The organism is Hahella sp. CCB-MM4, from assembly GCF_002260525.1.
Taxonomy (GTDB): domain Bacteria; phylum Pseudomonadota; class Gammaproteobacteria; order Pseudomonadales; family Oleiphilaceae; genus Hahella.
On record NZ_MRYI01000002.1, the window covers coordinates 664,362 to 690,116 of the forward strand.

The 25,755-nt window shown below is 51.7% G+C and carries 16 protein-coding genes; 13 read left to right on the plus strand and 3 right to left on the minus strand.

The window, feature by feature from the left end:
- Positions 1-79: 79 nt before the first annotated feature.
- The 3 genes from BTA51_RS06595 (at position 80) to BTA51_RS06605 (ending at position 4,120) form a co-directional block, all read left to right on the plus strand.
- On the plus strand, positions 80-943 hold the full coding sequence (locus BTA51_RS06595) for a mannosyl-3-phosphoglycerate phosphatase (protein WP_094706607.1): 864 nt from the start codon (positions 80-82) through the stop codon (positions 941-943).
- A gap of 62 nt (positions 944-1,005) precedes the next feature.
- The gene (locus tag BTA51_RS06600; protein ID WP_094706608.1) at positions 1,006-2,229 is read left to right on the plus strand and encodes a glycosyl transferase; all 1,224 of its coding nucleotides are present in this window, start codon (positions 1,006-1,008) and stop codon (positions 2,227-2,229) included.
- Positions 2,230-2,359: 130 nt separating this feature from the next.
- Positions 2,360-4,120, plus strand: a complete 1,761-nt coding sequence (locus BTA51_RS06605) for an alpha-amylase family glycosyl hydrolase (RefSeq protein ID WP_094706609.1) — start codon at positions 2,360-2,362, stop codon at positions 4,118-4,120.
- Here the strand turns inward: BTA51_RS06605 and BTA51_RS06610 are convergent.
- Positions 4,086-4,568 carry a DM13 domain-containing protein gene (locus tag BTA51_RS06610; protein WP_094706610.1) on the minus strand — a complete coding sequence of 161 codons (483 nt, stop codon included), beginning with the start codon at positions 4,566-4,568 and terminating at the stop codon, positions 4,086-4,088. The genes BTA51_RS06605 and BTA51_RS06610 overlap by 35 nt on opposite strands.
- Positions 4,569-4,796: 228 nt before the next feature.
- On the opposite strand from BTA51_RS06610, the gene BTA51_RS06615 reads away from it, so the two are divergent.
- Positions 4,797-5,687, plus strand: coding sequence for a hypothetical protein (locus BTA51_RS06615; protein WP_094706611.1), 891 nt, complete (start codon positions 4,797-4,799; stop codon positions 5,685-5,687).
- Between the two features lie 114 nt (positions 5,688-5,801).
- On the opposite strand, the gene BTA51_RS06620 is transcribed toward BTA51_RS06615, so the two are convergent.
- Positions 5,802-10,334, minus strand: coding sequence for an RHS repeat protein (locus BTA51_RS06620; RefSeq protein WP_094706612.1), 4,533 nt, complete (start codon positions 10,332-10,334; stop codon positions 5,802-5,804).
- Positions 10,335-10,962: 628 nt separating this feature from the next.
- Between BTA51_RS06620 and BTA51_RS06625 the strand changes: the two genes are divergently transcribed.
- The 5 genes from BTA51_RS06625 (at position 10,963) to BTA51_RS06645 (ending at position 14,321) form a co-directional block, all read left to right on the plus strand.
- Positions 10,963-11,622, plus strand: a complete 660-nt coding sequence (locus BTA51_RS06625; RefSeq protein WP_094706751.1) for an SGNH/GDSL hydrolase family protein — start codon at positions 10,963-10,965, stop codon at positions 11,620-11,622.
- A 95-nt stretch (positions 11,623-11,717) separates the two neighbouring features.
- Positions 11,718-12,068, plus strand: a complete 351-nt coding sequence (locus BTA51_RS06630; protein ID WP_094706613.1) for a hypothetical protein — start codon at positions 11,718-11,720, stop codon at positions 12,066-12,068.
- A gap of 3 nt (positions 12,069-12,071) precedes the next feature.
- A complete protein-coding gene (locus BTA51_RS06635) occupies positions 12,072-12,323 on the plus strand; it encodes a hypothetical protein (protein WP_094706614.1) in 252 nt (83 codons plus the stop codon).
- Positions 12,324-12,367: 44 nt separating this feature from the next.
- A complete protein-coding gene (locus BTA51_RS06640; protein WP_246840947.1) occupies positions 12,368-13,312 on the plus strand; it encodes a hypothetical protein in 945 nt (314 codons plus the stop codon).
- A gap of 274 nt (positions 13,313-13,586) precedes the next feature.
- Positions 13,587-14,321, plus strand: coding sequence for a bifunctional 2-polyprenyl-6-hydroxyphenol methylase/3-demethylubiquinol 3-O-methyltransferase UbiG (locus BTA51_RS06645; RefSeq protein WP_094706615.1), 735 nt, complete (start codon positions 13,587-13,589; stop codon positions 14,319-14,321).
- A gap of 126 nt (positions 14,322-14,447) precedes the next feature.
- On the opposite strand, the gene BTA51_RS06650 is transcribed toward BTA51_RS06645, so the two are convergent.
- A complete protein-coding gene (locus BTA51_RS06650) occupies positions 14,448-15,386 on the minus strand; it encodes a DMT family transporter (RefSeq protein ID WP_094706753.1) in 939 nt (312 codons plus the stop codon).
- A 185-nt stretch (positions 15,387-15,571) separates the two neighbouring features.
- Between BTA51_RS06650 and BTA51_RS06655 the strand changes: the two genes are divergently transcribed.
- The 4 genes from BTA51_RS06655 (at position 15,572) to recD (ending at position 25,713) form a co-directional block, all read left to right on the plus strand.
- Positions 15,572-16,495, plus strand: a complete 924-nt coding sequence (locus tag BTA51_RS06655; protein WP_094706754.1) for an NAD(P)-dependent oxidoreductase — start codon at positions 15,572-15,574, stop codon at positions 16,493-16,495.
- A gap of 202 nt (positions 16,496-16,697) precedes the next feature.
- The gene (gene recC / locus BTA51_RS06660) at positions 16,698-20,000 is read left to right on the plus strand and encodes an exodeoxyribonuclease V subunit gamma (RefSeq protein ID WP_094706616.1); all 3,303 of its coding nucleotides are present in this window, start codon (positions 16,698-16,700) and stop codon (positions 19,998-20,000) included.
- The gene (gene recB, locus BTA51_RS06665) at positions 20,000-23,671 is read left to right on the plus strand and encodes an exodeoxyribonuclease V subunit beta (protein WP_094706617.1); all 3,672 of its coding nucleotides are present in this window, start codon (positions 20,000-20,002) and stop codon (positions 23,669-23,671) included. The genes recC and recB overlap by 1 nt, the downstream gene beginning before the upstream one ends.
- A complete protein-coding gene (recD, locus tag BTA51_RS06670) occupies positions 23,668-25,713 on the plus strand; it encodes an exodeoxyribonuclease V subunit alpha (RefSeq protein ID WP_094706618.1) in 2,046 nt (681 codons plus the stop codon). The genes recB and recD overlap by 4 nt, the downstream gene beginning before the upstream one ends.
- The last annotated feature ends 42 nt before the right edge of the window (positions 25,714-25,755 follow it).

Consider the following 25,755-nt stretch of genomic DNA (forward strand, 5'->3'; position numbering starts at 1 on the left):
GTTTTTCAGGTTGATATCAGCCGCGGTCACCATAACTGAGAGCAGGGTGTTTGATACAAGGAAGCACCCAAACAACAGCATGAGCCAACTACTGATCTCAACTGACCTGGATGGAACGCTGCTGGACCATCACAATTACAGTGCAGCCGCTGCGGAGCACGAACTTGAAGTACTTCGCCGCCTGAATGTCCCATGCATTCTAAACACCAGCAAAACCTTCGCCGAACTCATTGATCTCAGGCCTCAGCTTCAACACACAGACGCATTCATCGTGGAAAACGGTGCTGCGGTTTACATTCCCAAAGACTCTTCTCAAGGCACTAAAGCCCCGTTCGAAAGAAATATAGCCGAACTCGCGAAACAGGAATGCCTGGAAGAAACAGATCGATTCTGGCGCAAAGCATTTGCCCCCAAACGGGCCCGCATGATCGACATCATCCAGGAGTTGCGGGATGGATACCGGTTTACAGGCTTTTCTGACATGACGGTTCAGGATGTCATGGACCTGACCGGACTTGCCGAGACCCAGGCTCGCCAGGCCATGCAACGGGAATATACCGAACCGCTCCTATGGCAGGATTCCCCCGCCGCACTAAAGAAATTCGCCAATGAACTGGCCGATATGGACCTTCAAATCCAGAGGGGTGGACGTTTTGCCCATGTGATGGGGCTGTCTGACAAGTCCCAGGCCATGCTCTGGGTCGCCGATCTTTACTCAAAAATCTGCGGTGACTCAGTGATCACGATGGCCCTGGGAGACGGACAAAACGATGTCGGCATGTTGAGCAAAGCAGACATTCCCGTCGTCGTGCGATCACCAGCTCATCCTCCCCCTCAGGTCCCGGGGAGAAACGATGCATGGCTGACGGAGCACACAGGCCCGGAAGGCTGGGCAGAAGCAATACGAAAAGCTCTGGACCGGCTCGGATACACCGGCACCTAGGGAAATTAAGCCATAGACGCTAATCACAACCACAAAAGAACAGCACACAGCGGGAGCCCATTATGGGGGATTTTTATCAAAACGGTATTATCACCACCTTACATAACCTGTCGCAGCGTCCCCTGGAGGAACTTGAGGCTGAACTGGTCCAGTTTTCCAAAACCAGGCCCTTGGCGCTGATCCTTCCCTGTCTCTATTCTGAGCTGGAAGGCGAGGCAATGCCCAATATCATTGAGCATTTGAAACAGGTTCCCTATCTCACAGAAATTGTTATCGGCCTGGATCGGGCCGATGAACATCAGTACAGAGAAGCCCTGAAGTTCTTTTCCGTATTACCACAGAAACACAAGGTGCTATGGAATGATGGACCAAGACTACGGGCTGTGGATAAGACGCTGAAAGGAGAGGAACTTTCCCCACTGGAGCCCGGCAAGGGCCGCAACGTATGGTTTTGCATGGGCTATACACTGGCTTCCGGCAATGCAGAGTCTGTCGCCATGCACGATTGCGATATCCTCACCTATGACCGGGAATTACTCGCCCGGCTGATCTATCCGGTAGCCAATCCCAACTTCAATTATGAATTCTGCAAAGGCTTCTACTCCCGCATAGCCAACGGCAAAATGAACGGACGGGTCAGTCGGCTGCTGGTCACTCCACTGTTGAGAGCATTGAAGAAAGTGTTCGGGAACATGGACTACCTGGATTATCTGGATAGCTACCGCTACCCCCTGGCAGGCGAGTTTTCATTTCGCCGGGATGTCATGAACGACATTCGCATCCCCAGTGACTGGGGACTCGAAATCGGTGTTCTCAGCGAAATGAAGCGTAACTATTCAAATAACCGGCTATGCCAGGTCGATATTGCCGATGTTTATGACCACAAACACCAGGATCTGTCACTGGAAAACGAAGATACCGGTCTCTCCAAAATGTCGATCGATATCACCAAGGCAATCTTCCGTAAACTGGCGACGAACGGCATTGTCTTTAACCAGGAGACCTTTCGAACCATCAAGGCAACCTATTTCCGGATCGCCCTGGATTTCGTCGAAACCTATCGCAACGATGCAGTGATCAACGGACTAAGCTTTGACGTACACCAGGAAGAACAGGCCGTAGAGCTGTTTGCCAGCAATATCATGAAAGCCGGTAATCACTTCCTGCAATTTCCTATGGAAGCGCCGTTCATATCCAGCTGGAACCGGGTGATCAGTGCTTTTCCGGGCGTTCTGGATCAACTGACTTCGGCGGTGGAAGAGGATATGGCCCAATACGCGGAATAATCACGAAATCGCAGGCATCGATTTTCCAGACTGCCTGGCAGGGTACAAGAAGGAAACAAACAGGAAATAAAAGCGCCAGCCACAAGCAGAAGACTATCAAATCAGTGTGAACAAGCCCTAGAGGAGCTATATGGAACGCAGTCATTTGTCACCCTTGGAACAACGCCTGATCGGCCATCTGCAGTTGCTGTATCCGGACCTGGACGCCGCAGAGTTTGCCAAGGAATGCCTGCATCAGTTCGGGCTGGCAGCGGACACGCCCTCGCCGACGCCACACCGTAATCTCTGGGACCAAAGCGATGCCCTGGTGATTACCTATGGGGACAGTCTGCGCAGGGACGATGAGGCGCCTCTGCATACCTTGTCCACATTCTTCAACCGGCATCTGCACGACTGTATTTCCACGGTACACATACTGCCGTTTTTTCCCTATAGCTCGGATGACGGATTCAGCGTCATGGATTACACCACCGTGAATCCATCCGTCGGCAACTGGGATCAGGTTTACGGGATTACTGAAAAGTTCAAGGTCATGGGCGACCTTGTCATCAATCACTGCTCCAGCCGAAGCATGTGGTTTGAGAACTATAAGCATGGAATTGAGCCGGGGGCATCTTATTTTGTTGAAGCCTCGCCAGAGGACGATCACAGTGCCGTCGTACGCCCACGCACTTCTCCCTTGCTAAGGGAAGTGAAAACCGCCGAAGGTGATCGCTATGTGTGGTGTACCTTCAGCCATGATCAGGTGGATCTGGACTTCAGGAACCCAAAAGTACTGTTGGAATTCCTGAAAATTATCCGGCTCTACCTCGACAAAGGTATTCGCTGGTTCCGTCTGGACGCGGTGGCCTTTTTGTGGAAAACCCCGGGGACTCCATGTATTAACCTCCCCGAAACCCATGAAATGATCCGCCTTCTGCGGCTGCTGGTCGAACACTTTGATCCGAATTCAGTCATCATTACAGAAACCAATATTCCTAACAGAGAGAACCTTACCTATTTCGGGAATGCCAATGAGGCTCATCTGATTTACAACTTCTCCCTGCCACCACTACTGATCAACACCATGGTGACCGGCTCCTGTCTGCATCTCAAAAACTGGCTGATGACGATGCCGCCGGCGCAGTATGGCACCACTTATCTGAACTTTATCGCCTCTCATGATGGTGTGGGGGTCAGGCCCACTGAAGGGTTATTAAGCGAATGGGAACTGGACACTCTGATATCCACCATGCTGCGGTTCGGTGGTAAGGTCAGTTCACGAACCACCATCACCGGAGAGGCCAAGCCATACGAAATTAATATCAGTCTATGGAATGCTCTTTCCGGCACGGCCCAACACGGTCCGGATCAATGGCAGTTCGCCCGCTTCATGTGCGCCCACGCGATCATGGCTTCCCTGGAAGGTATTCCCGCGTTTTATATCCACAGTCTGTTTGCGACGGAAAATGATTATCAGCGTGTAGAGCACACCGGGCATTTCCGTTCCATCAACCGTCATATCTGGCAGGTGGAAAATCTGGAACAGGCTCTCGAACATGACACCCATAACCAAAAGGTGTTTAACGCGATTCGAAAACTGTTGAAGATTCGTCGCCAGCAACCAGCGTTTCATCCTAATGCTGTGCAATACACGCTGCATACCGGTGAGGCACTGTTCTCATTCTGGCGTCAAAGTGCGGACCGCCGCCAGAGTATCTTCGCCATCCACAACATCAGTGACCAGCCCCAGACGTTCAATCTGTCGGAACTCAATCTTATCGCCACCGACCAATGGGTGGATCTCACCACTGATAAGGTCTTTGAGGATCGGGTTGCCCAGGTCACTCTCATGCCTTATCAATATCTATGGCTGACTAATCGCCGTTACGGCGGTACTGAGCAGCCGTAATGAACTGACCAAACGTCTCACACCAGACCACGGCGGTGGTGAAGTCTGCAGGATTCACTCCCGCCGGCAGTTCTACGACAAAATTCTTAAATGTTTTGATGTCTCCAACTCTGACCATACTGGATTTCAAAGCATTAAACTGATCTTCGGTTTCAACAAAGGAGGGCGATAGATACAGCTTATAATCAGGCCCTGGGGCCAGCTCCCCCTCTAAGACCGCCGATCTGGGGCCGATCGAGAATTCACCTTCTCCCCAATGTAATCCATCGCTTCCCGCGAGATCCCGACGAAAACGACCGCCAAACAACGCCTCACCCGAAACTGCCGAGATCTCATCCTCACTTGGAGCGTCTGGTGCAATAAGAATAGGCAGGGTGTATATTCCAGCAGCAAATCCCAGGAACAGAACCAGGCCATGGGAGATGATAAGCAGCAGTATTTTTTTCATCAGAAGGATTCCTGAAGCTGTTTTCTTGTGGGTTCATGATTAGCTTACAGCCAGTCTGCGATTTATGGCAGTAAATGCCGTCACCCCCTAGACTTAGAAAATGATGTCAGGTCATCGCGGTCCAAAAGACGCAATCTGAACAACAGTGTTTCGAAAGCCGGCTGTTACAGGCAATGTTGTTAACAACCATTGTGGCTGACAATGATAAGACTTGGATGGTTCATTCTTATGTCGGTACTCTCCCTAATCTCCTTTGCGGCATTTGGAGAGGAACAAGTACGCATCCGTGCTCCCCAAGGTCCAGGGGATGCAGCTTTCGCCTACTACAAGGACCTGTTACAGACCGTACTGCAGAACACTACCGAGGACTACGGCGAAGCACACGTGGTCGTAACAGATTTGAACGTGTCTCAGGCGCGGTCATTGCTGCTCGTCAGGGACAGCAACTATCTCGACGTTGAGTGGGCCGGAACCAACCGCGAGCGGGAAGAAATGCTCCGGGCAATCCGGGTACCGCTGAATATGGGGCTATTGGGAGAGCGCTTGCTGGTCATCAAAAAATCCCGGCATGATGAGTTCGACAAAATCACTGGCGCTCAGCAACTGAAAACTCTCATCGCCTGCCAGGGCCAACACTGGCCGGACAGCGATATTCTGGAACAGAACCAGTTCACTGTGGAACGAATCATCGTTTTCGAACTGATGTGGGATATGCTGACCTGGGATCGCTGTGATTACTTTCCACGTGCAGTGATTGAAGGCTATGTGGAGGTCAACAAATATGGCAGCGACCGGTTCGACACCTACGACCGGATTCTGATTTCCTACCCATTTCCCATGTTTTTCTTTATATCCAAAAAAAAGGAACAGATGGCCCAGCGCATTGAAAGCGGGTTGCTCAAGATGCTGCAGGATGGAAGCCTGCTTTCATTTATGGAGCACCATGAAGCCACCCAATCGGCCTTTCCGCTGTCCCGCTATAAGAACAGCCTCCGCATCAAAATTGATAATCCTTTCCTGAGTGACGACACACGCCGTCTGATGAAATCACTTCAATTACCGGACCGTCTGTTTAATGGGTCACTCCCCGCGCACCAGGCGCAGGGATCAACTAACTAATCATGCTGATCCAGTAGATTCGATAGCTAGTCACAGCGATTCGATAGTTAGTTACGGCGATTTGCTAGCTAGTCCCGATGACCCGTTAGCTAAACACGATGACCCATTCATCAATCAGCCCCGATCATGGCCTATATCATATCGGTCCAACAGGGGGACCAGCTCTCTGAAGATTGCCTGTCCCAGATATTCCTGCTTCGGGGCCTGATCGTCTCGCTTTGACACTCCCTGACTGTCGATGCCCAAAAGATGGAGAAAGCCCCCTGTGGGTCTGCGTAATGCGTCCACAAGACATTGCACAACCTTCACACCTTCTCCGCCTCCCGGTTGCCGGGTGGCCAGAATTTCATCGGGGGTTTGTCGCTGGCTCCCACTCTGGCTGACCGGATCACCAAAATAACAGGCGTATGGATTCTTACCTCCCGGACAAAATGGTCGACTACTGTCCGGGCTGAAATAGCGCATCATTTCGGAACTGTATGCCCGGGAATCATGCACCGGAAAATCATATTCCGTTGTCTGGTTCAGTATTTCTCCCAAACACCCCGGAGCCCCGACGGGAATCGTATTCAATGGCAGGTGGGTAGTAGAATCACCAGGCATATCAACCACCTTGTCCCCTGAAACCATGAGCAGCATATTCTTCTGCTGATCGAACCCGAACAGGCTCATGACCGATTCGCCATAGTGATCCTGCGCCCCCCAGATCTGTTGTTTGGTAATAAAATAGCGATTCTGAACGGTGCCCTGAATTTCGCAGACCGGTTGATTCCCCTGATAACGCTGCCTGATGTGCGGGGACCCGGAAGGCTCCACTGCTTCCAACTGATCAAAAGCGTTGTATCGAAAATGGCGGTTTATGCCCTCGGCATCGGAACCAATCTCCGCTAACCGGCCCAGTGGGTCGTAATGCATACTCTGGGCGTGGCCATTTAGAATTGACCGAATAAGGTTACCGTCACCGTCATAGGTGAAATCAATCTGACGATAATGGTGGGGTCCGCTGATTCCGGTTAGCTGGGTTGGATCGAGCAAATTATCGTATTTAAAAATAAGCACACTTTCGCCTTCATCCGTACGATTGACCAGCTTGATGATGTTGTCCAGAGAATCATAGTCAATCGCCTGCGCGCGGATGCCTGCGCCATCCCTGTTCCGACGCGGATTTTCTCCGTCGCAATAGTAGTATTGCAACCGCCCCCGGGCGTCATACTCATAACTTTCATCACGCATTAGCGCCCCTCCTTGCATGGTAAGACGCCGCGCGATTTTACCCTCGGAGGTATAACTTTGCGTCATGACATAGGTATCTCTTCCCGGACAGGTAATCGAGCGCGACCATTCCCGACCGAGTTCGTCATACTCCAGCATCGTGGTGATAAAGACATTATGATGAAGATCATGAAGATCACATTGGGATAACTTACCAAATCCGTTATAGCTGAATACCGCCTGGGCATGCTCATATTCAATCCGCTCCAGACGCCCGCACTCATCGTAGTAGTTTCGCTGGAGCTTCCTTAAAGGATCCTTATATTCGGTTAATAATCCTTGCATGGAATACCGGTAAGCAGCCTCTTCCATGAGACCTCCCTGCATCCAGATTTCCCGCCGGAGCATGCCGGAAGGAAAGTAATCCAACAGGTGTTCACTTTCGGTACTGACATCAAGACTGCGAATTAACTGACCACTCACCGGGTGAAATTCATATTGGTTCTTCCTGATTTCCCGTTCTCCCGGAATCAGGCGATCCGTATACTTTCTGGTCAATCTGGGGTCATATCGGTATTCAATCGATTTTCCACTGGGCGTTTGTTCACGCATAGGCCGGGACATACCGCCCTCATAATCAAATGTGGTTTTCCTGCCGCCGACCTTCCTTTTGACCAGGCGGTCCAATCCATCAAATTCCTGTCGACCGATACACAGATCATTTATCCGGACTTCCGTGACCAGATCACGTCGACTATGAGGGCTGTAGCAGTAAACAATATCCGTATCATCCGGGAGGATCGTAGTCACCAGACGGTCGGCATAATCATATTCATAAGTGGTGATCTGTAACGACGCATCGGTTCTGGAGATACAACGTCCATATCCATCGTATACATAGAGCGTTCGACCAAGTGATCTTTCCTGCGCCCCCAGATAATCGACCACTATCGGTTGATCGAACAGGTTTTTGATCGTTACTTTTTTAGCGGAGCAGTTGACAGAGCTGTTGGCAGAGCAATTGACAGACCAGGATGCTTCAGGTCTTTCTTGTTGGGCATAGGCTGCTTGAGCGCTATCTTCCTGATGACAGCTCTCCTGGATATTCTCCTCCGGGTTATTTACCTCACCGGCAGCTTCACCCGATACAGTCTCCTCCCAGGAGGTTTCCATGCACAGTACAGGATCCCATTCCAGGCGTTCCTTCACTCCATCCGGTCTCAGGACACTGCACCGTTTTCCCCAATCATCGTATTCATAGGAGGAAGTCAGAACCAAAGCGTCTCCATCCATCCAGTCGATACAGGTTTCTTCCACCAGTTGGCCCAATTCGTTATAGCTGGCCTCATAGATCGTGCGAATCACGCCGTCAGCCTGATTCACATCCTGGGACTCAATTCGAAGGATTCGATTAAGGCCGTCAAACAATGTCCGTGTCTGAACGCCGGTTGCATCGATGGTCAACAGTTCCGCCTGATCAGTATCACAGGTCGTCAGTCTATAACGGTAGATTCGACTGGCTTCATACTCGGTACCGCCAGCGGTGGTCTCACGGATCACCCGCCCCAATTTGTCGTACTCAAACTCCATACAGACATCTTCATCGTCCTGCATTCGAACAAGCCGTCCTGTCAGCTGACAGCGATGTTCAAGCAACTCCCTACGTCTACCGTCGTAACCCACTATCGACTCACGAATAGCCAACTCACGGATAGCCGATTCACGAACAGGCAACTCACGAACAGCTAATTCGCTGATAGCCAATTCATGGGCATGGACAATATATCGGTATCTGTGAGTGGTTGTGAGATGATTCAGCGTTTCTGACAACGCCACCAGGCGCCCATGCATCCCGGCATTAGCTGGATCGTCCCAATATTCCATCTCTTTGTTCACGCGAATGACATCGTGCCCGATACCTGTTTCCCACAAACTTTCATGCACTAAACGGAGAAAGTTGGGATACCCTTCATGCACCGGAGGAAATTCCATATATCGGTAACGGGTCTGCATCACCGGAGCCGCAAGAGCCACATGGGTGACAGGCGCCGGTGTCACCGTGCTTTCCTTGACCCATCGAACGAATCCCAGAGGATCAGGAGGACAGCCGGGCTCTCCTTCTAAGCCATAGTAGCTTTTGACTTCCTCAACACCACACGGTGAAAGACGACGCAAGATATTGCCAAACTCATCGTAATCAGTTTCGGTGACTTCCTCGTGCCGGTTTGAGGTATCAAAGGAAAGGTAATAGCTAACGATTTCCCGCCTCGGCAGAAGACACTGAGAGGGTTGGTTTTTATAGGGTAATCCGGGCAGGATAGGGTATTCGTATTTTTTGCGGCAAACCTTGCCGTTCTGGTTGGTCACTTCAGACAGCAGTACATGATAGCGGTTGTAAACCCGGCTGATGGTTCTCACCGCCCGGTCACCATCCTGATGGTGGCGCATCAGCGTCTCGACCATCCCATATTCATACTCACCGGCCACCTTATGGAGATTATCCTGATAATCATTCCAAACCAGATGAGGAGCATCATAGCCGAGGAAGTTCTTCGTGGTATAACGATAGGTGGTTGTGGTTTCCGGCTGCCCGGAGCGGGGCGTGCTGATAATACTCACCACATAGGGCATATGAGGCATGGGGGCATAGGCGGGCAAAGTGTGGCCCTGCTCCTGATACTGAATGATCTCGGCACCCCCCATAGGCGTATCCACCCGGGTGATGAATAGCATTCCTCCCATGTATCTATATTGATAGCGCCAGCTGGCCAGATTATCCACAGGAAGTCGAATTGCCACCGTGCAGTGATTCTTCAATACCAAGGAGTAAATGCTCTCCTTGGATGTGTCCGGGTGCAGCGTGATTTTAACCTGTTGCTCGCTCTTCTCTGTTTTCAGCAGGGTCTGAACATCATCACGCACGTCCTTCAACAGCGGATGGCCCTGAAAATCCATATAGCGAAGCTTAAGTGAATGACCTTCGGGGGTAATCACTTCAGTAGGAACATAGATGCCGGCTTTGAACTGGGTCAGTTTTTCAAGCATCCCGGACTTATATTTGATCAGCAGGTGGTTACCGGTTTTCTCCACAAGAAAATTTTTGACTTTCTGATCCAGGATATCCAGATGGTGACCACTATCCAGAGCTCTGAATGTTTCCCCACTAGAAAGTGTCAGGCGGTATTTTTCGGGGTCATACGAACTCAACCGCAATGACCAACCAACTCCCAATCCCTTGTCCTGGTTTTGCAAAGAGTTGAACATCAGGGAAAGAGGCCAACGGAATTCCGGACATTGAATAGGGCCGATATCAGATAAAGATACGATCGTGGTATATAAACCTGTTCTGGGATCTACCCCTGAGTCCAGAAAACTTGAGCAGTTGAATGCACTGGAGTGTATTGCAGATATGCGCTGCGGATTATTTTTATTCATCTTTTCATATCCTTATGGAAAGCTGAGGGTTATTGGGGGAAAACGGCAGATTCCAATCTATTTTCCATACGACTGATACCCTGTGTTCGGGTCAGCTGAGTTATTTCCAAGATGTCAGCTTTATAGATGTATCTACGAAACACAGGGTAAATCATCAGCGATCAGGAAAAGGTTTGGTGATGTGGACTGGCGAGTAGTTAACAGGGGGCATTCGAATCTCCTTATACTTGTAATCCCTTTAGCTCCCTCAAGCGCAAACGGTAGACAATTCATTGGCGGTGAATCCCATCTACCTGATTTAGAGGAAATTCCAGTTTGAAGACATCAATAGGGGATGTAAAGATCCGATCATTCCGCGTTAATATTTCGTCAAATTAATGAGAAGATGTCCCAACCACAGACCGAGCTCACCGGCACCTTCGCAACGTCCACGAGTTCCATGGAGTCCCGCTGCATGAGAGAATTCTCAAACGCCTTTATAATCCGCTAGTTGTGAATGGTTCTTAGACACAATAGGAATATTTTCGGTCAGTAGCATAGAAAAATTGTCTAACTCCGAATCTATCTCTGCAATAACCAGGATCGAACAAGACATACAATTTTCATTGTAATGATTGATGACACAGACATGACACACATTGCGCTCCTCGGTGATTCCGTATTTGATAATGCTTCCTATGTCGACCCAGGTGAGTCGGTATCAGATCAACTTTCGGCGATGGTGGATCGAAACAGCAGCATCAGTCTGTTGGCAATTGACGGTGACATAACTTCGGATGTCACGAAACAGTTACTTAACCTGCCTCAGGATGTGACTCACTTATTCGTCAGCTGCGGAGGCAACGATGCATTACGTGCTGTGGAAATTATCAATAAATCCGTATCTACCGTCGGCGAAGCTCTCGAAGAACTAACCCTAATTCGCGAAGCATTCAAGGATCGTTATCGGGAAATGTTGAGCAGTATTTTAAGTAAGGCGCCAAACCTTACAGTATGCACGGTTTACAACAGTGTCCCGGGCATTACTGAAAGGGCTTTAACGGCATTGGCATTGTTCAATGAAGTCATTCTGCAGGAAGCCGTCAGTCTCGGTTTGCCTGTGATCGATCTCCGTATTCTTTGCAATGAAGAGAGCGACTATTCGACTGTATCGCCAATTGAACCTTCGGCCCAGGGGTCCGCAAAGATTGCGGCGATGATTGATCAACTGGTTCGAACTCATGATTACGGTGCCAATGAGAGCCGCATTTATTCGGCTCTGAACAACCCCAACATCAAGCTCTGTTGATAACCATCACGTAATGGGAAAAAGAGAGAGAAGAACGTATATTTCCTAATTATCCGCACTCGAAATATCTCCCAGGTGATATCAGGAATGAACAGGTGAAAATTAGCATCAGTGAAAGATGTCTTATTATTGACTGTGGCACATTCAGACCTCGCTATGAGATTCCAGTAGCTTCGATAGCAGGATGGAGTTTCAATGCAGAAGAAAATGGCGCGACCTATTTTGCGTTTCAATTGGATAGCGTCACTCAACACGTGAGCATTACCACCGAGAGCGCATCCAAACTCGAGAATGTTATTGAGCAAATAACTGAGATTTTGAAATACCCTCCCAAGGTATCAATCGCCCATTCCCGTTGTTCCCTTGCCAAGACATTGATAAGGGCGGATGCGGTCCTGACAACAACACTACTGACAGGCATACTTGGTTCAATGCTGACTGGATAACAAATGCAAAAACAAACATCACATTACAAACGTGAAGCATTAATCATGCTTTTATTTCCGGTCGTTCTCCTCGCCATTGCCATATTGGCCGCCATTTTACCCTTGCTTAAATCTTCTTCTGAAAGAGATGGCTCTGGAATAGGTAGTTCCGAAATAAATAGCTCTGAAATAGATCAATGCCTCGACCAGGGCGCTATGTTTGATGAAGTACACAATAAATGTGTTAAAGCCCAAAACGCGGTGAGTTCTCCCTGATTATCCGGCATGCCTTTGGCTATCTCTGTGTATGATTTAGAAACTTGTCCGTTATACTCAAAGAGAACCTCTATCTGATACCTGATGTGACCACCATAACCACTCCCAATACCCCACAATTCGCCGAGGAAATTTCGCAGATCATCAATGCACATTTCGTTGCAGCTCATGATCGGGTGCCGGGGTTTTATCGACGCCACTTTGTTTCGCTCAAAGGGATCTCTGCCCGGCACTGGAAAAACAAGAAGGATATTCCCCACGATCTGATATCCGTACCGAAAACATTCTGGAGAATGTCCTCCCGGTTATGGAAAAAAGGGCCATTGGCGCCTATTCCCCTGTCGGGAAAGGAAGCAGAGTTATTGCTGGTCTTGGAGCAAGAGCTGCTTCAGCTGTCCCTATTACAGCAACAGTTGAATCAGGTGATTGAGCGTTGGATTCCCGAATGGGAGGCCTGTGAGACCATGTTGCAGGAGCCGTTGACAGATCAGCAGTCAGAATTGATCACAGAGTTTCTGCGTGACCGACTGGGCAGATTTGGAGGCACCAGGGAAGGTGGCCGGGATCTGCTGATGTTTCTGTTGATTGGAGGCCTCGGGCGCCAGGTGGCAGGTCATCTGGGTAGCCAGATCACGTTCGGCAGCGCCATGGCAACTGGAGCGGCGCTGGCCAATGGCGTGTATCTCTCCCAGCAATCCTTCTGGGGAGTCATCTGGGCCAAACTGACCGGTATACCCGCCTGGGTCGGCTGGGTAGGAGCGGGTAGCGGTATGCTGGCGAGCCTGGCCGCAGCACCATTGCTGTCTCCGCTGGCGGAACTGGCGATCAATCGCCTCCGGGGCGAGCGCTACTTACATAAAATGCTCGATCAGATTGAGCGTGAGAGTTTCCACAACCGGGGAGACATGCTGGACATGATGGGGCCATTGGGCTCACTCAGCCAGATGGCCCCTGACCTCCTGGCTTTGCTCAAACAAATCAGACTTTGACAGAGACATTCCTGCTGATGCCTTGAAATCAGTCAGGTCCTCTTTCCGTCTTTGACGCTTGTTTAGCGCTCTGCGATAATCCGCGCATGATCTACATCGATATTCACATTGTTTCGCGAATTGAGGGCATTCCTGGTGGGGTGCCCGTAAATCGTGAAACCAGCAACTAAGTTCGCGATTTAGCGACGCAACCCCGCCGTCACACGGACGGGGTTTTGTCACGCCTGTAGGTTGTATCCCGTTCGTCTATGGCTTATTAACGGAGTACAAACCAATGACACAAAATATCTACGATACCCCCTCCTTTTTTGAGGGTTACAGCCAGCTTCCCCGATCAGTTGCCGGATTTGACGGTGCCCCGGAGTGGCCTTCCATCAGGAGCCTGATTCCGGATCTGAAAGATCGCAGAATCGCAGATCTGGGCTGCGGGTTCGGCTGGTTTTGCCGCTGGGCTCGCGAGCAGGGTGCTTCAGAGGCATTCGGTGTTGATGTTTCCCAAAACATGCTGTCCCGGGCAAAGGAAATGACCAGTGATCCCGAAATCCATTATGAACAGGCTGACCTGGAAAAAGTTTCTCTTGCCGAGTCCTCTTATGATCTGGTCTATAGCTCTCTGACGTTCCACTACCTGGAAGATCTTGAAGGCTTAGTAGCGAAGATACACAGAGCTTTAAAACCGGGAGGCTGGCTGGTGTTTTCAGCAGAGCACCCGGTTTTTACCGCACCTTCCAATCCAGGATGGACTCAGCTTGATGATCACCAGAACCTATGGCCGGTAAATCAATACCTGGTCGAGGGGCCAAGAATCACCAACTGGCTGGCCGATGGCGTCACCAAGCAACATAGGACTTTGGGAACTTACGTGAACATGCTGCTCAGGCAGGGACTGATGCTTCGACATCTTGAAGAATGGAAGCCCACAGCGGAGCAGATAGAACAGCAACCTGAACTGAAAGTTGAGTTAGAGCGACCAATGTTTTTCATCGCTGCGGCGCAGCGCCCGTCTTAATTAAAAAACGCTCTTCAATGTGAGAAACAGGCCGGAGTTGTCTATCCGAGAGGGTAAGTCTCCGGCCTGCTTTCTCTTATGGCTGTCCAGCTGAAGAAGATTTGATAGCTGTCGAGTAAATCCGGGCTATTCGGCCAAAGGTGCCGCTGGCAGGGGATTGTCGTCGTTCGCTACTGCTGTGTCAGCTTTTGCGCGACGACGCGAAGGCCACTGGGACACGATCATTCCAAGCAGCATCAAACCACACCCAAAAAATGCCTGACCATCCAGATGTTCATTCAGCAACCACCAACCGCCGATGGCTGCAAATACGGCTTCCAGGCTGATAATAATCGCCGCATGGGAAGCGGGAACCCATTGCTGACCAACCACCTGTAACGTAAAGGCCACGCCGACAGACATGATGCCGCCGTAGGCAATTGGCCCGGCTGCCGCCAGCAAGGTATCAGGTGATGTGGGTTCAAATACCAGGGAAATCACCAGACTGATCAGCCCGCAAGCAAGAAACTGGATGATGGATAGTTGAATCGGGTTGTATCGGGGCGACAGCCATCCCAACAGCAGCACATGACCAGCCCAGAATAATGCCCCGATCAACTGCAAACTGTCCCCATAGGAGAGGACGAAGTCGCCTCGAATGCTGAGGAAGTACAGTCCGGTGACCGCCAGTATTGCTCCGAGCCAGACTTTGGGTAGAGCCCTATGCCCCCAGAACAAGGCAATGATCGGTACGATCACAATATAGAGACCGGTAATAAATCCAGCTTTACCTGCAGTCGTGTATTGTAGCCCGACTTGTTGCAGACTGGCTCCGGCAAACAAAAACAGACCTGCGAGAATTCCTCCCAACAACAGGCCACTGGAGGCCGGTTTCTTCGGGCTGACACGCTGAAAGCGGGGCAGGATATACAACAACGGCAGAAGTGAAATGCCGCCCATCAGAAAACGCGCAGCATTAAAGGTAAACGGACCCACATGTTCCATCCCTTTTACCTGGGCAACAAACGCCATCCCCCAGATAACGGCGGCCAGAATCAACAGAATTTCAGCTTTTAACGTTTTCATCTTGATACATCCATCAGACATAAAAGAACCTGAATGACTATCAGGTCTCACCAGCGGGTGGCGGATTGTATCATGATCAGTTTCCATGCAGACTAGGCAAAAATACCTGCAAGGCATCTGAATTTCCGCAGGAACAATACCGCGTTTCAGACGCCCTCTGTTTCGAATTAAAACCGACAGTATCGATGTTCAACGAAACCCCAAGTTCCCATGCCAAAATAGTTATCACCGGCGCTTCCGGATTTCTCGGCGCGCACCTGTGTCGGGTGTTTGCAAAGGACTATGATGTGGTCGCAGTCAGTCATCGGATGGCGCTGCCGGAAGCTCTGGCTCCTTACCGGGTAAGACTGGATCTCACTGACCAGCCTTTGGTGAATGCCATGCTGGATAACATGCGGCCAATCGGGGTGATACATGCCGCAGCCCTGTCAGATCCCAATACCTGTGAACAGAATCCAGATCTGTCGATGGCACTGAATGTCGAAGTCACCAGAAACCTGGCCAGCAGCTGTGCCTATAGGGGACTCCGTTTTTTATTCACCTCCACCGACCTGGTATTTGATGGGCAGGAAGGTAACTACGCAGAAAGCCACAAAGTGAACCCGATCAATGTCTATGGCGAGCACAAGGCACTGGCAGAGGATTTGATCCGGGAAATACATCCGGCCTCCATCATTGCCCGGCTGCCCTGGATGTTCGGCATCGGACTGACCAAGTCATCCGCGCTACAACATTGGGTTGAACAGCTCTCCCGGCAGGAGACTCTGCAGGCATTCAATGACGAATACCGTTCTGCTGTTACTTATTCTGTGGCGGCAGAAGGCCTTTCCCACTGCTTTCACCATGCAGATGGGGAAACCCTCCATCTTGGGGGCATCGAAACCATCACCCGCTACCATTTACTGACTCAACTGGCAGCCCTGCTCAACCAGAATACTGAACTGGTCCGGGCGCAATCCCAGTCCGATGTTGTTATGGCTGCCAGACGTCCAAAAGACACCAGCCTGGATAGCCGAAAAGCGCGGGCTCTGGGTTATAAAACGCCGTTTTTGAAGGATATGCTCCTGCAGGCTTTATCGACCTTGAATGAAAACTCCCATAAGGCTTGATGCAGTCCTGTTAATATGAGACACGTTTACTGTATATTCGGACAGACCATCGGCAACCATCAGGCTATGGGCTACAATTGGCCTTTCACAGACACCAGGCGTTTCACAAACAGGTGGCCTTTCCCAAACAGTTGGCCTTTCTCAAACAATAAGCACCAGGCGTCTTCTGCTCCCGGCCATTTTCACTAAGTTTAGGAGTTTCATGCTTCAGGTTATCTACAGCCACCGACAGGAGCATCTTGTTAATCTGCTGGCCGCGACACTGCGTGAACCTCTTTCCCACCCATTGATGAAAGAAACCATCATTGTACAAAGCCAGGGGATGGGTCGATGGGTACAGCAACAGATGGCGGAGCATAGCGGCATTGCGGCTAATCTGGACCTGGTATTGCCAGCACAATTCATGTGGCAGCTCTATCGGCTGGTATTACCGGAAATTCCCGAACAGGATATCTGGAGCAAGAATGTTCTGACCTGGAGGCTATATCATCTTCTGCCGGGGCTACTGGACGATCCGACATTTCAGGTGCTCGCCCGATACCTTCGACAGGACTCACCCGACCTGAGGCTTTACCAGCTCAGCCGGCAGGTTGCCGACGTTTTCGATCATTATCTGATTTATCGACCTGAATGGTGCCTGCAATGGCAATCTGTGGAGTTTAATCCTGAATCACTGGGGGAAAACGCCTGGCAGGCGATACTCTGGCGTCAGCTTAATACGGACACCAACGTCCCCCATCGCGCACAACTAAGTGAGCAGTTACTTTCAGGTTTAAGCCAGCTGATTCAGGGAAAGGCGACACAGCCCGAGGCGAAAATCCCTGCACTACCGGAAAGAATCAGTATCTTCGGTATTCCCTATATGCCGTCCGGCTATCTCCAGGTCATCACGGAATTATCAAAGAAAGTACCGATCACACTGTTCCAGTTTACCCCCACACCACAATATTGGGGCGACATCACTTCCAGGAAGACGATTACCAAAATCAGGTTAAGTGACACACCCGAAGCAGCGGAATTATTTGAGGAAGGGCACCGGTTGCTAGCCTCCTGGGGAGTGCCGTTAAGGGATCATATCGACCAACTGATCAATCTGCCCCAGGATGACATTGGGGTATTTCCCGAGTCGGATATTACCAGCCCAACCATATTAAACAGGCTCCAGAGAGACATTTTTTACCTTCGACAAACTCCATGGGAGGACCATCCGACACCGGACCATAGCCTGCAGATTCATAGCTGCCACAGCCCATTGCGAGAGGTTGAGGTACTTTATGATCAACTACAGGCACTGTTTCAGAATGCACCGGATGATGCCCCGTTGGATCCGCGGGACGTGGTGGTCATGACTCCGGACATCGGTACTTACGCCCCATTTATTGAAGCAGTATTCGGCGCACAGCAAGGCGATCGGGTGATTCCCTGGTCATTGGCGGACTTGAGCCGCACCAGCGACACGCCCCTGGTGCAAATTTTTCTGTCATTTCTGGATTTACTGCAGGGCCCCCTGAATGCCCCGGACGTCATGGGAATATTGGAAGTTCCAGCGATCACTCGCCGACTTGGCTGGGATATGGAGCAACTGGAACAGGTACGTCGCTGGGTTAACGAAGCCGCCATAAGATTTGGCTGGGACGCCTCCAGCTCGAACGATACCGGTCTTTTCTCCTGGCAGGCAGGTCTGCAGCGCATGCTATTGGGCTATATGCTGCCCCAATCAATGGAACTCTATCAGGAGCTGGCACCTTACTCCCATCTGCAAAGTGCAGATGCGGAAACCCTCGGTGCGCTTGTCGCTCAATTCGAATCCTGGCGGCGCTGGCATCAGCAGCTGAAAAGGCCACAAGCTCCGGACGCCTGGGTACATTTATTACAGGATATCGTTGAGGAATTATTCGCCCCACAAGAATCTGTTCTGGACAGACAGGAAGCCGCCGCGGTGGAGTCGATACGGGAAGCGGTTCAGGAATGGGCAGAAGAGCTGGCCCTGGCGAATATCCATACAGAACTACCCTTTGAGATCGTCAAACAGGAGTTGTCCCAACGTCTCGATGGTCCTAACCGGCGCCAACGCTTTTTGAACGGGACTGTCACTTTCTGCGCCATGGTGCCAATGCGTAGCCTGCCGTTTAAGGTCGTTGCACTGCTCGGAATGAACCAGGAGCTGTTTCCACGTCAGGACCAGCCCATGAGTTTTGACCTGATCGCCAGAAGCCCCCGCAAAGGTGACCGCGCCAGACGGGATGAAGATCGCTTCCTGTTTCTGGAAGCCCTGTTGTCAGCACGGGAGGTTTTCTATCTCAGTTATGTCGGCCGCAGCATCAAGGATAACAGCGAGCGTGCACCTGCAGTGGTGATCAATGAACTGCTTGATCTTATCAGTGAACAGGGTGATTCCGAGTTGGCACAAAGCCTGATCCGGGAGCATCGCCTGCAACCGTTCCATCCATCCTATTTTAAGGAAGGGTCCGGCACTTCCCTGAAAAGTTATCAACAAGACTGGTGTGCGGTCTCATCAGATGCGGATACCCTGCTCGAAGATTCCCCCTTTGTTGAAACCCCGCTTGAGGCCCCTGATCCTCCCTGGTTTGGCCTGGATAATCCATTGTCATTGAATTCGCTGCTCAGTTTCGTTGGCCACCCCACACGTTATTTTGTTCGCCAGAGGCTGAATATTGAACTGGAGCAGGTCTCCGGTCTGGAGGATAGCGAGCCTTTCGAACTGGCCGCATTAACCGGTTACCGGATTCGCGAGCAATGGATGGAGAGAGTTGTCGCAGGTCAGTCCCCCGAACAGATTGAAAAAGTGTTGCGGGCCAAAGGGCAGCTCCCGTTGGGAGAATGGGGTGAACAGTGGCTTTCCCAAATGCGGACCACGACCGCAGAAATGACCGCCTACGCAGAACCATGGCTCCAGGGTAAACCGAGCCACCTTGATTTTGACCTGACAGAATTGGGTGTCCCACTGCATGGCCGTCTCAATGGCTGCAGGGAGCAGGGAGTGCTGAAATTGTTCGCCGGTTCACTAAGGGGCAATCGATGGCTGCAGAGCTGGGTGGAACATCTGGTGTTGAATATCCTACAGCCGGAAAAAGTTCACCAACGGATGCAGTTGATCGGTTACAGCAAAGGTACGATTGATAGCTGGCAGCTCCCCCCACTTCCTCGTGAGGAAGCGCTGGGGCACCTCCAGCAATTCATGCAGCTTATCCATCAATCCGGCAGCCGCCCGTTACCGCTATTTCCGGATACAGCTCTGGCTTATACAGAGGCATTAACCTCCGGCAAGGATGCTTCGAACGAAGCTCAGCGGCGCTGGTACAATGAAAGCGCCCCCGACCGCAGTGAACTTCTCCATCCTTACAACAGGCTGGTCTGGCAACAAATCGAGCATCCCCTGGACGAGGAATTCGAGTCCCTGGCCAGACAAATCTGGACGCCGATTCTCCAGCACCGGACACGAGGTCATTCGATCGATACCGGTGATACAGGGGAGGAGAGTTAGTGGAGTCCTTAAATCCCCATTGTATTCCCCTACACGGTCGTCAACTGATTGAAGCCAGTGCGGGCACCGGTAAAACCTACACGATCACCACGCTGTATCTGCGGGCCATCGTGGAATCCCATCTGGATGTCGCCAATGTACTGGTGGTGACCTTTACCCGTGCCGCAACAGACGAACTGCGCAATCGGATTCGGGAAAGACTGCATCATGCCTGGCAGGCACTACAGACTGACCCAGCAGAAACAGATGAATGGCAATGGCTGCGCGAAATCGCCAAAAACCATCCGGACGCCGAACAGGCTGATGGTGCAGATGCTCTGGAAAAAACCCGCTGGCGTCTGCAAAAAGCCATTCTGGAGATGGATACCGCGGCCATTTACACCATTCACGGATTTTGCCAGCGAGCCCTGCAGGACCATGCTTTCGACAGTGGCGTCCTGTTTGATACCACACTGGAACAGGATACCAGCCGGCTGTTGCAGCAAGCCTGCCAGGAAGTCTGGAGAGAACGGTTCTACAAGCATCCAATACTGGCACATACCGCCTTTGAGCTCGGATATCAGGGGCCTGATCACCTACGTGACATACTCAAAGGCTATCTGAATAAAACTGATCTTCAACTACCGGAATTCAACCTCGACATTGACGGCATAAAGCAGCAATCCCAGACCCTCAAGCAGCACTGGCAAAACGAGGGTCATGATGCACTGGATCTCCTAAGAGAAGCTGCCCAGGCAAAAATCATCAGCGCGAGCGCCAAAAACTATGGGCCGGCCACGTTGGACGCTTTGCAGGAACAAATGGATGTCTGGTCAGGGTTGGAAGATGCTCTTTCGCTTCCGAAGCAATCGATCCTGCTGACCCAGTCATATCTCAATGAACAGGTGTTGAAAGCAGCAGTGAAAAAAGGACTCGATGCCCCCCAGCATCCCTTGTTTGAAGCAGTGGAGTCCTATCTGGAATACGGCGAACAATTAGCTCCCTGGCTTTTGGTCACGCTCCTGAAAGATGTGCGCTCTGCTTTTTCCAGACTCAAGCAACAACGCCAGGTATTGGGTTTCGATGATCTCATTACCCGTCTCAGGGAAGCCGTCAAAGGGCCTCTGGGCGATCAACTGTGCAACACCCTGCGGCAGCGCTATCCCCTGGCCATGATTGACGAGTTCCAGGATACCGATCCCGCCCAATATGCCATCTTCAATGCCGTCTACCCGGCTGATCAGAATACCTGCGGACTACTGATGATTGGTGATCCCAAGCAGGCGATCTACAGTTTCCGTGGCGCGGATATCTATGCCTATCTTCAGGCCAAGCATGACACGCCCTCCCGCTTCACCATGGACACCAACTGGCGCTCACACAGCCAGCTGGTCAATGCCGTCAACCGACTGTTTATGTCCAACAGCAACGCATTTCTTATGGGGCAGGACATTGAGTTCTATCCGGTCAAAGCTGCCGGCCATGCAGATGCTTCGCCACTGATGCTCAACGATAAACCCGTGCCCCCTTTGCAATGCTGGATGTGGAACCGGGAGGCAGATGAGCAAAAGAAATCTCTCGACAAAAAACAGGTGGTGCCGGTCATAGCTGCCACCATTGCCAGCGAGATTTCCCAATGGATCAACCTGGGACAGGTGGGACAGGCCCGGCTCGGAGACAAACCACTGCAACCCGGTGACATTGCGATTCTGGTACGCAAAGGCACCGAGGCACTGGAACTTCAGACAGCGCTGCAGGAATGCAATGTCAGCAGTGTTTTTCTGAGCCGTGAATCGGTCTATCAAACCATCGAGGCGGAAGACCTGTTTTACTTGATGCAGGCACTACTGGAACCGACAGATGAGAGCAGGCTGCGCGCGGCACTGGTCACACATAGCTGGGGCTACAATGCAAACCGGCTGGAAACACTGGCCAGGGATGAACGATCCTGGGAAAAACTGCTGCACGAACTGCTGATGCTTAGACAAGACTGGCAGCGCCACGGTTTCATGGTGATGTTTCAGCGTTGGCTGCATCAATATCAGATCCCGGCTCGATTACTGTCCCGGCCCCAGGGCGACAGGGCGCTGACCAATCTGCTGCACCTTGCCAGCCTGCTGCAGGCCGCCCAAAAGGAAGCTCCTACGCCTGAATCCCTCTGTATCTGGTTTGTCAGCCAGCGCGAGGGCGCCGGTGGACAGCAGGATGAACATCAGCTGAGACTGGAAAGCGATGATGATCTGGTGAAGATCGTCACCATTCATAGTTCCAAGGGGTTGGAATATCCCCTCGTCTATTGTCCGTATATCGCCTTGGGTTCAAACTGGCCCAGTGCACCCTTCTGTATCCATGACCCGAACCAGGACTTCCAGCTGGTCATGGATTTCGGTGACCGGGAACAGGCACAGACCCAGGCAAACCTGGAGTCTCTGGCTGAAGACCTGCGACTGCTTTACGTTGCCATGACACGGGCAAAACAACACTGTGTGTTTCCCTGGGGCGCTTTTAAACAAATGCAGAATACGGCTCTGGCCTGGTTGCTTTACGGGGCGCAGGCAGATACCGCAAACAGCGAATTTCTGCCGGATACCAAACAATATCCTTCCGACGACGAAGGGATATTCGCTCCTCTGATTCAATTGAGTGAAATCGATTCCGGCATTGCCTGCCTTCCCATGCCGGAACCTGGATACGTGCGTCAGGATGGCTCATTGGATAACCGTTCGCTGGCAGCACTCGCCATCAAGCGCCCGGTGCAGCAACGATGGTTCCAGTCGAGCTACAGCCAACTGGCACAGTACAGCCATGATGAACGGGTGACTGCAGCCACCACCCGTGCGGAAGAATTGGGCGAAGAAGAAACCATCCGCCCTGAAGAGGCGGCTCACCCCATCGAGAAGTCGCTCCTCAGCTTTGCCGCGGGTAGCCTCAGTGGCCTGTGCCTGCACAGCATCCTGGAACATATCGATTTTGCCGAAATAGATCCGTCAGTCCACGATGAAGTCATTGCCCGGCAACTGGACTTCTACCGGCTATACCCGCCAGAGCAGACTCCGGACTGGACCCTGGCCCTGCGAAACGATTTATGGAAGGTGCTAAACACCCCCCTTGTTCAGCCTGATTCTCAGGATCGGGGGTCGTTTTGCCTGCATCAGATTCCAGCTTCTGACCGCATTGTGGAGATGGAGTTCTTTCTTTCGTTCCGGGATTTACAAGCCCGCCGAATTAACGATTACCTTCAGCGCTTCTGGAACGACGATGACAACATTCATCTGGACTTCGCCAATCAGAGCGGTCAACTTCATGGATTTATTGACCTGATTTTCATGCACGAAGGCCGCTTTTATCTGGCGGATTACAAGAGCAACAAGCTCGGAGACAGCGCCTCTGCCTATGATCAGGAGGCAATGACGATTGCCATTCGGGAGCATCGGTACGACCTGCAGCTTTTGATATATTCCCTGGCTTTGCATCGCTATCTGGAAGCACGTCTGCCGGATTATGACTACGACACTCATTTCGGCGGTGCCTATTATCTGTTTTTGAGAGGAATGACCACAGAGTTGTTTTTGAAAGGGGAGACCACAGAGAACCCCGACAATATTGCCAGGACCAGTGGCGTATATTTCCATCGCCCGACCAGGGCGGCTTTGGAAGAATTCAGAACTATCGTCCAGGGGGAAGCGTCATGACAGCGCCATTTATTCCTCTGATCGATCTTGCCAGTGCTGCAGGAATCCTGCGTCCACTCGATCGCGCACTGGGGCTGATGGTGGCTGATCTGGAAAGCGGACACCGTACCGAGGGACTGACTCAGGAAGAAAGGGGCCTCCTGGCGCTGACCACAGCCCAGGTTTCCCAAAGTCTGACTCAGGGGCATTTGTGTCTCGACCTGAGCCAACTGGCGGGAAAACCAATCTGGCCCGGCAATCAACGCTTGCAACAATGGTTGCAGGATAATCACCATTCCTGGCCGGTTTGGCCGCCTCTGGAAAGTTGGCTGGACTTTCTACAGGGTTGTCGGCAAGTCGCTGAAGCTGGCTCCATATCTTCACCGGACGACATCTCAGCAGTTGGACTGCTGTGTCTGGATGAACGTCACCGTCTGTATCTCAGTCGCTACTATGAAGCCGAGTTAGCCCTGGCGATCCACTTTAATCGACTTCAACAGACCCGTTGTGATCTGGACCAGGTCAAAGCCCGTGAACTGCTGCAGCGATACTTCGCGGATACCAATGGACAATTGGCAGCGGACAATCGACAAGCCTTGGCCGCGTTATCCGCCTGCACCCACCATTTCTGCACAATTGTTGGTGGCCCGGGTACCGGAAAAACCACGACGGTTACCCGCATACTGGCGATGCTGATGGAGCTTAACACTGCTCCACACCCTCTGCGGATGGCTCTATCTGCACCAACCGGCAAGGCAGCTGCCCGGCTGATGGAATCCATTGCCAAAGCCAGGAACCAATTGCCGGCTTCAGAGGAAATTAAAAACGGCATACCGGCGAATGCTTCCACACTTCACCGCTTGCTGAAGGTCCGCCCGGACGGAAAGGGGTTCCGCCACCACCGGGATAATCCTCTGGCTCTGGATCTGTTGCTGATAGACGAAGTTTCCATGGTGGACATCCAACTGATGCGCTCCGTCCTGGATGCCCTGCCACCTCACTGCCGGTTAATACTCCTCGGTGACAGCGACCAATTGGCTTCGGTAGAAGCCGGTAATGTTCTGGATGATATTTGTCGCCACCGGGAATCCTTTGGCCTCAGTGATCATTTCATGACGTTCGCCGAAAGTCTGGGCCTCAGGCCGACACTGGGTACTGCGCATAATCCGCCACCGCTGACTGACCGCGTTATCCGACTGACACAGAGTTACCGCTTTACTGCCGACAGCGGCATCGGCCATCTCGCCAGATCAGTCAACGAAGGTCGTGCAGATGACGCCGTATCCATCCTTCTGGATCAACAATGGCCGGACGTCCACTGGCAGACGTTACCACCAGGGGAGCCGGTTCCGGTCGCTGTGCTCAAACCTGCGTTAGAGGCCTATCATGAATATCTGCAGTCAGGCACGGTCATTGAGGCTCTGAAGGCCTTTGACCGTTACCGAATCCTATGCGCCACCCGCGAAGGTTATTACGGCGTGGAAACGTTGAATCAACTGCTTGAGCAACATCTTCAGCGCAAGGGCTCCATTCCCCGCAATGTTACGGGCGCTCAAAGCCACTATCGGGGACGACCGGTGATGGTCACTCACAATGATTATCGAACCCAACTGTTTAACGGCGATATCGGCCTGATCTGGCCTGATGAACAGGACCGGTTAAAAGCCTGGTTTACCGATGACCAGGGCGAGGTGCGCTCCGTTCCCCTGTACCGTCTTCCCAGGCACGAAACCGTCTATGCGATGACCATTCATAAAAGTCAGGGCTCGGAATTCGAGCACTGTACTGTGCTAATGCCGGATCCGGAGCAATCACTGCTTACCCGGGAGTTACTGTATACCGGGATCACACGGGCTAAAAAGCAGGTCAGCCTGTGGGGTAACAAAGCCTCCCTGAGAGCGGCCGTTCATCGAAAAACCAATCGCATGTCCGGGTTGGCGGAACGCCTCTGGGGAAAAGCGGTGATTGCCGGGGCATCCTCCACTATTCTGCCACCAACCTCATCTTCCGGGGATAAAACTGACAAATCCGGTTCCTCCGGCGAGCAACTGAACCTCTGGTAGCCCCTTCGTTTCATCAAAAAACTCTCCATATCCGTGTATTCA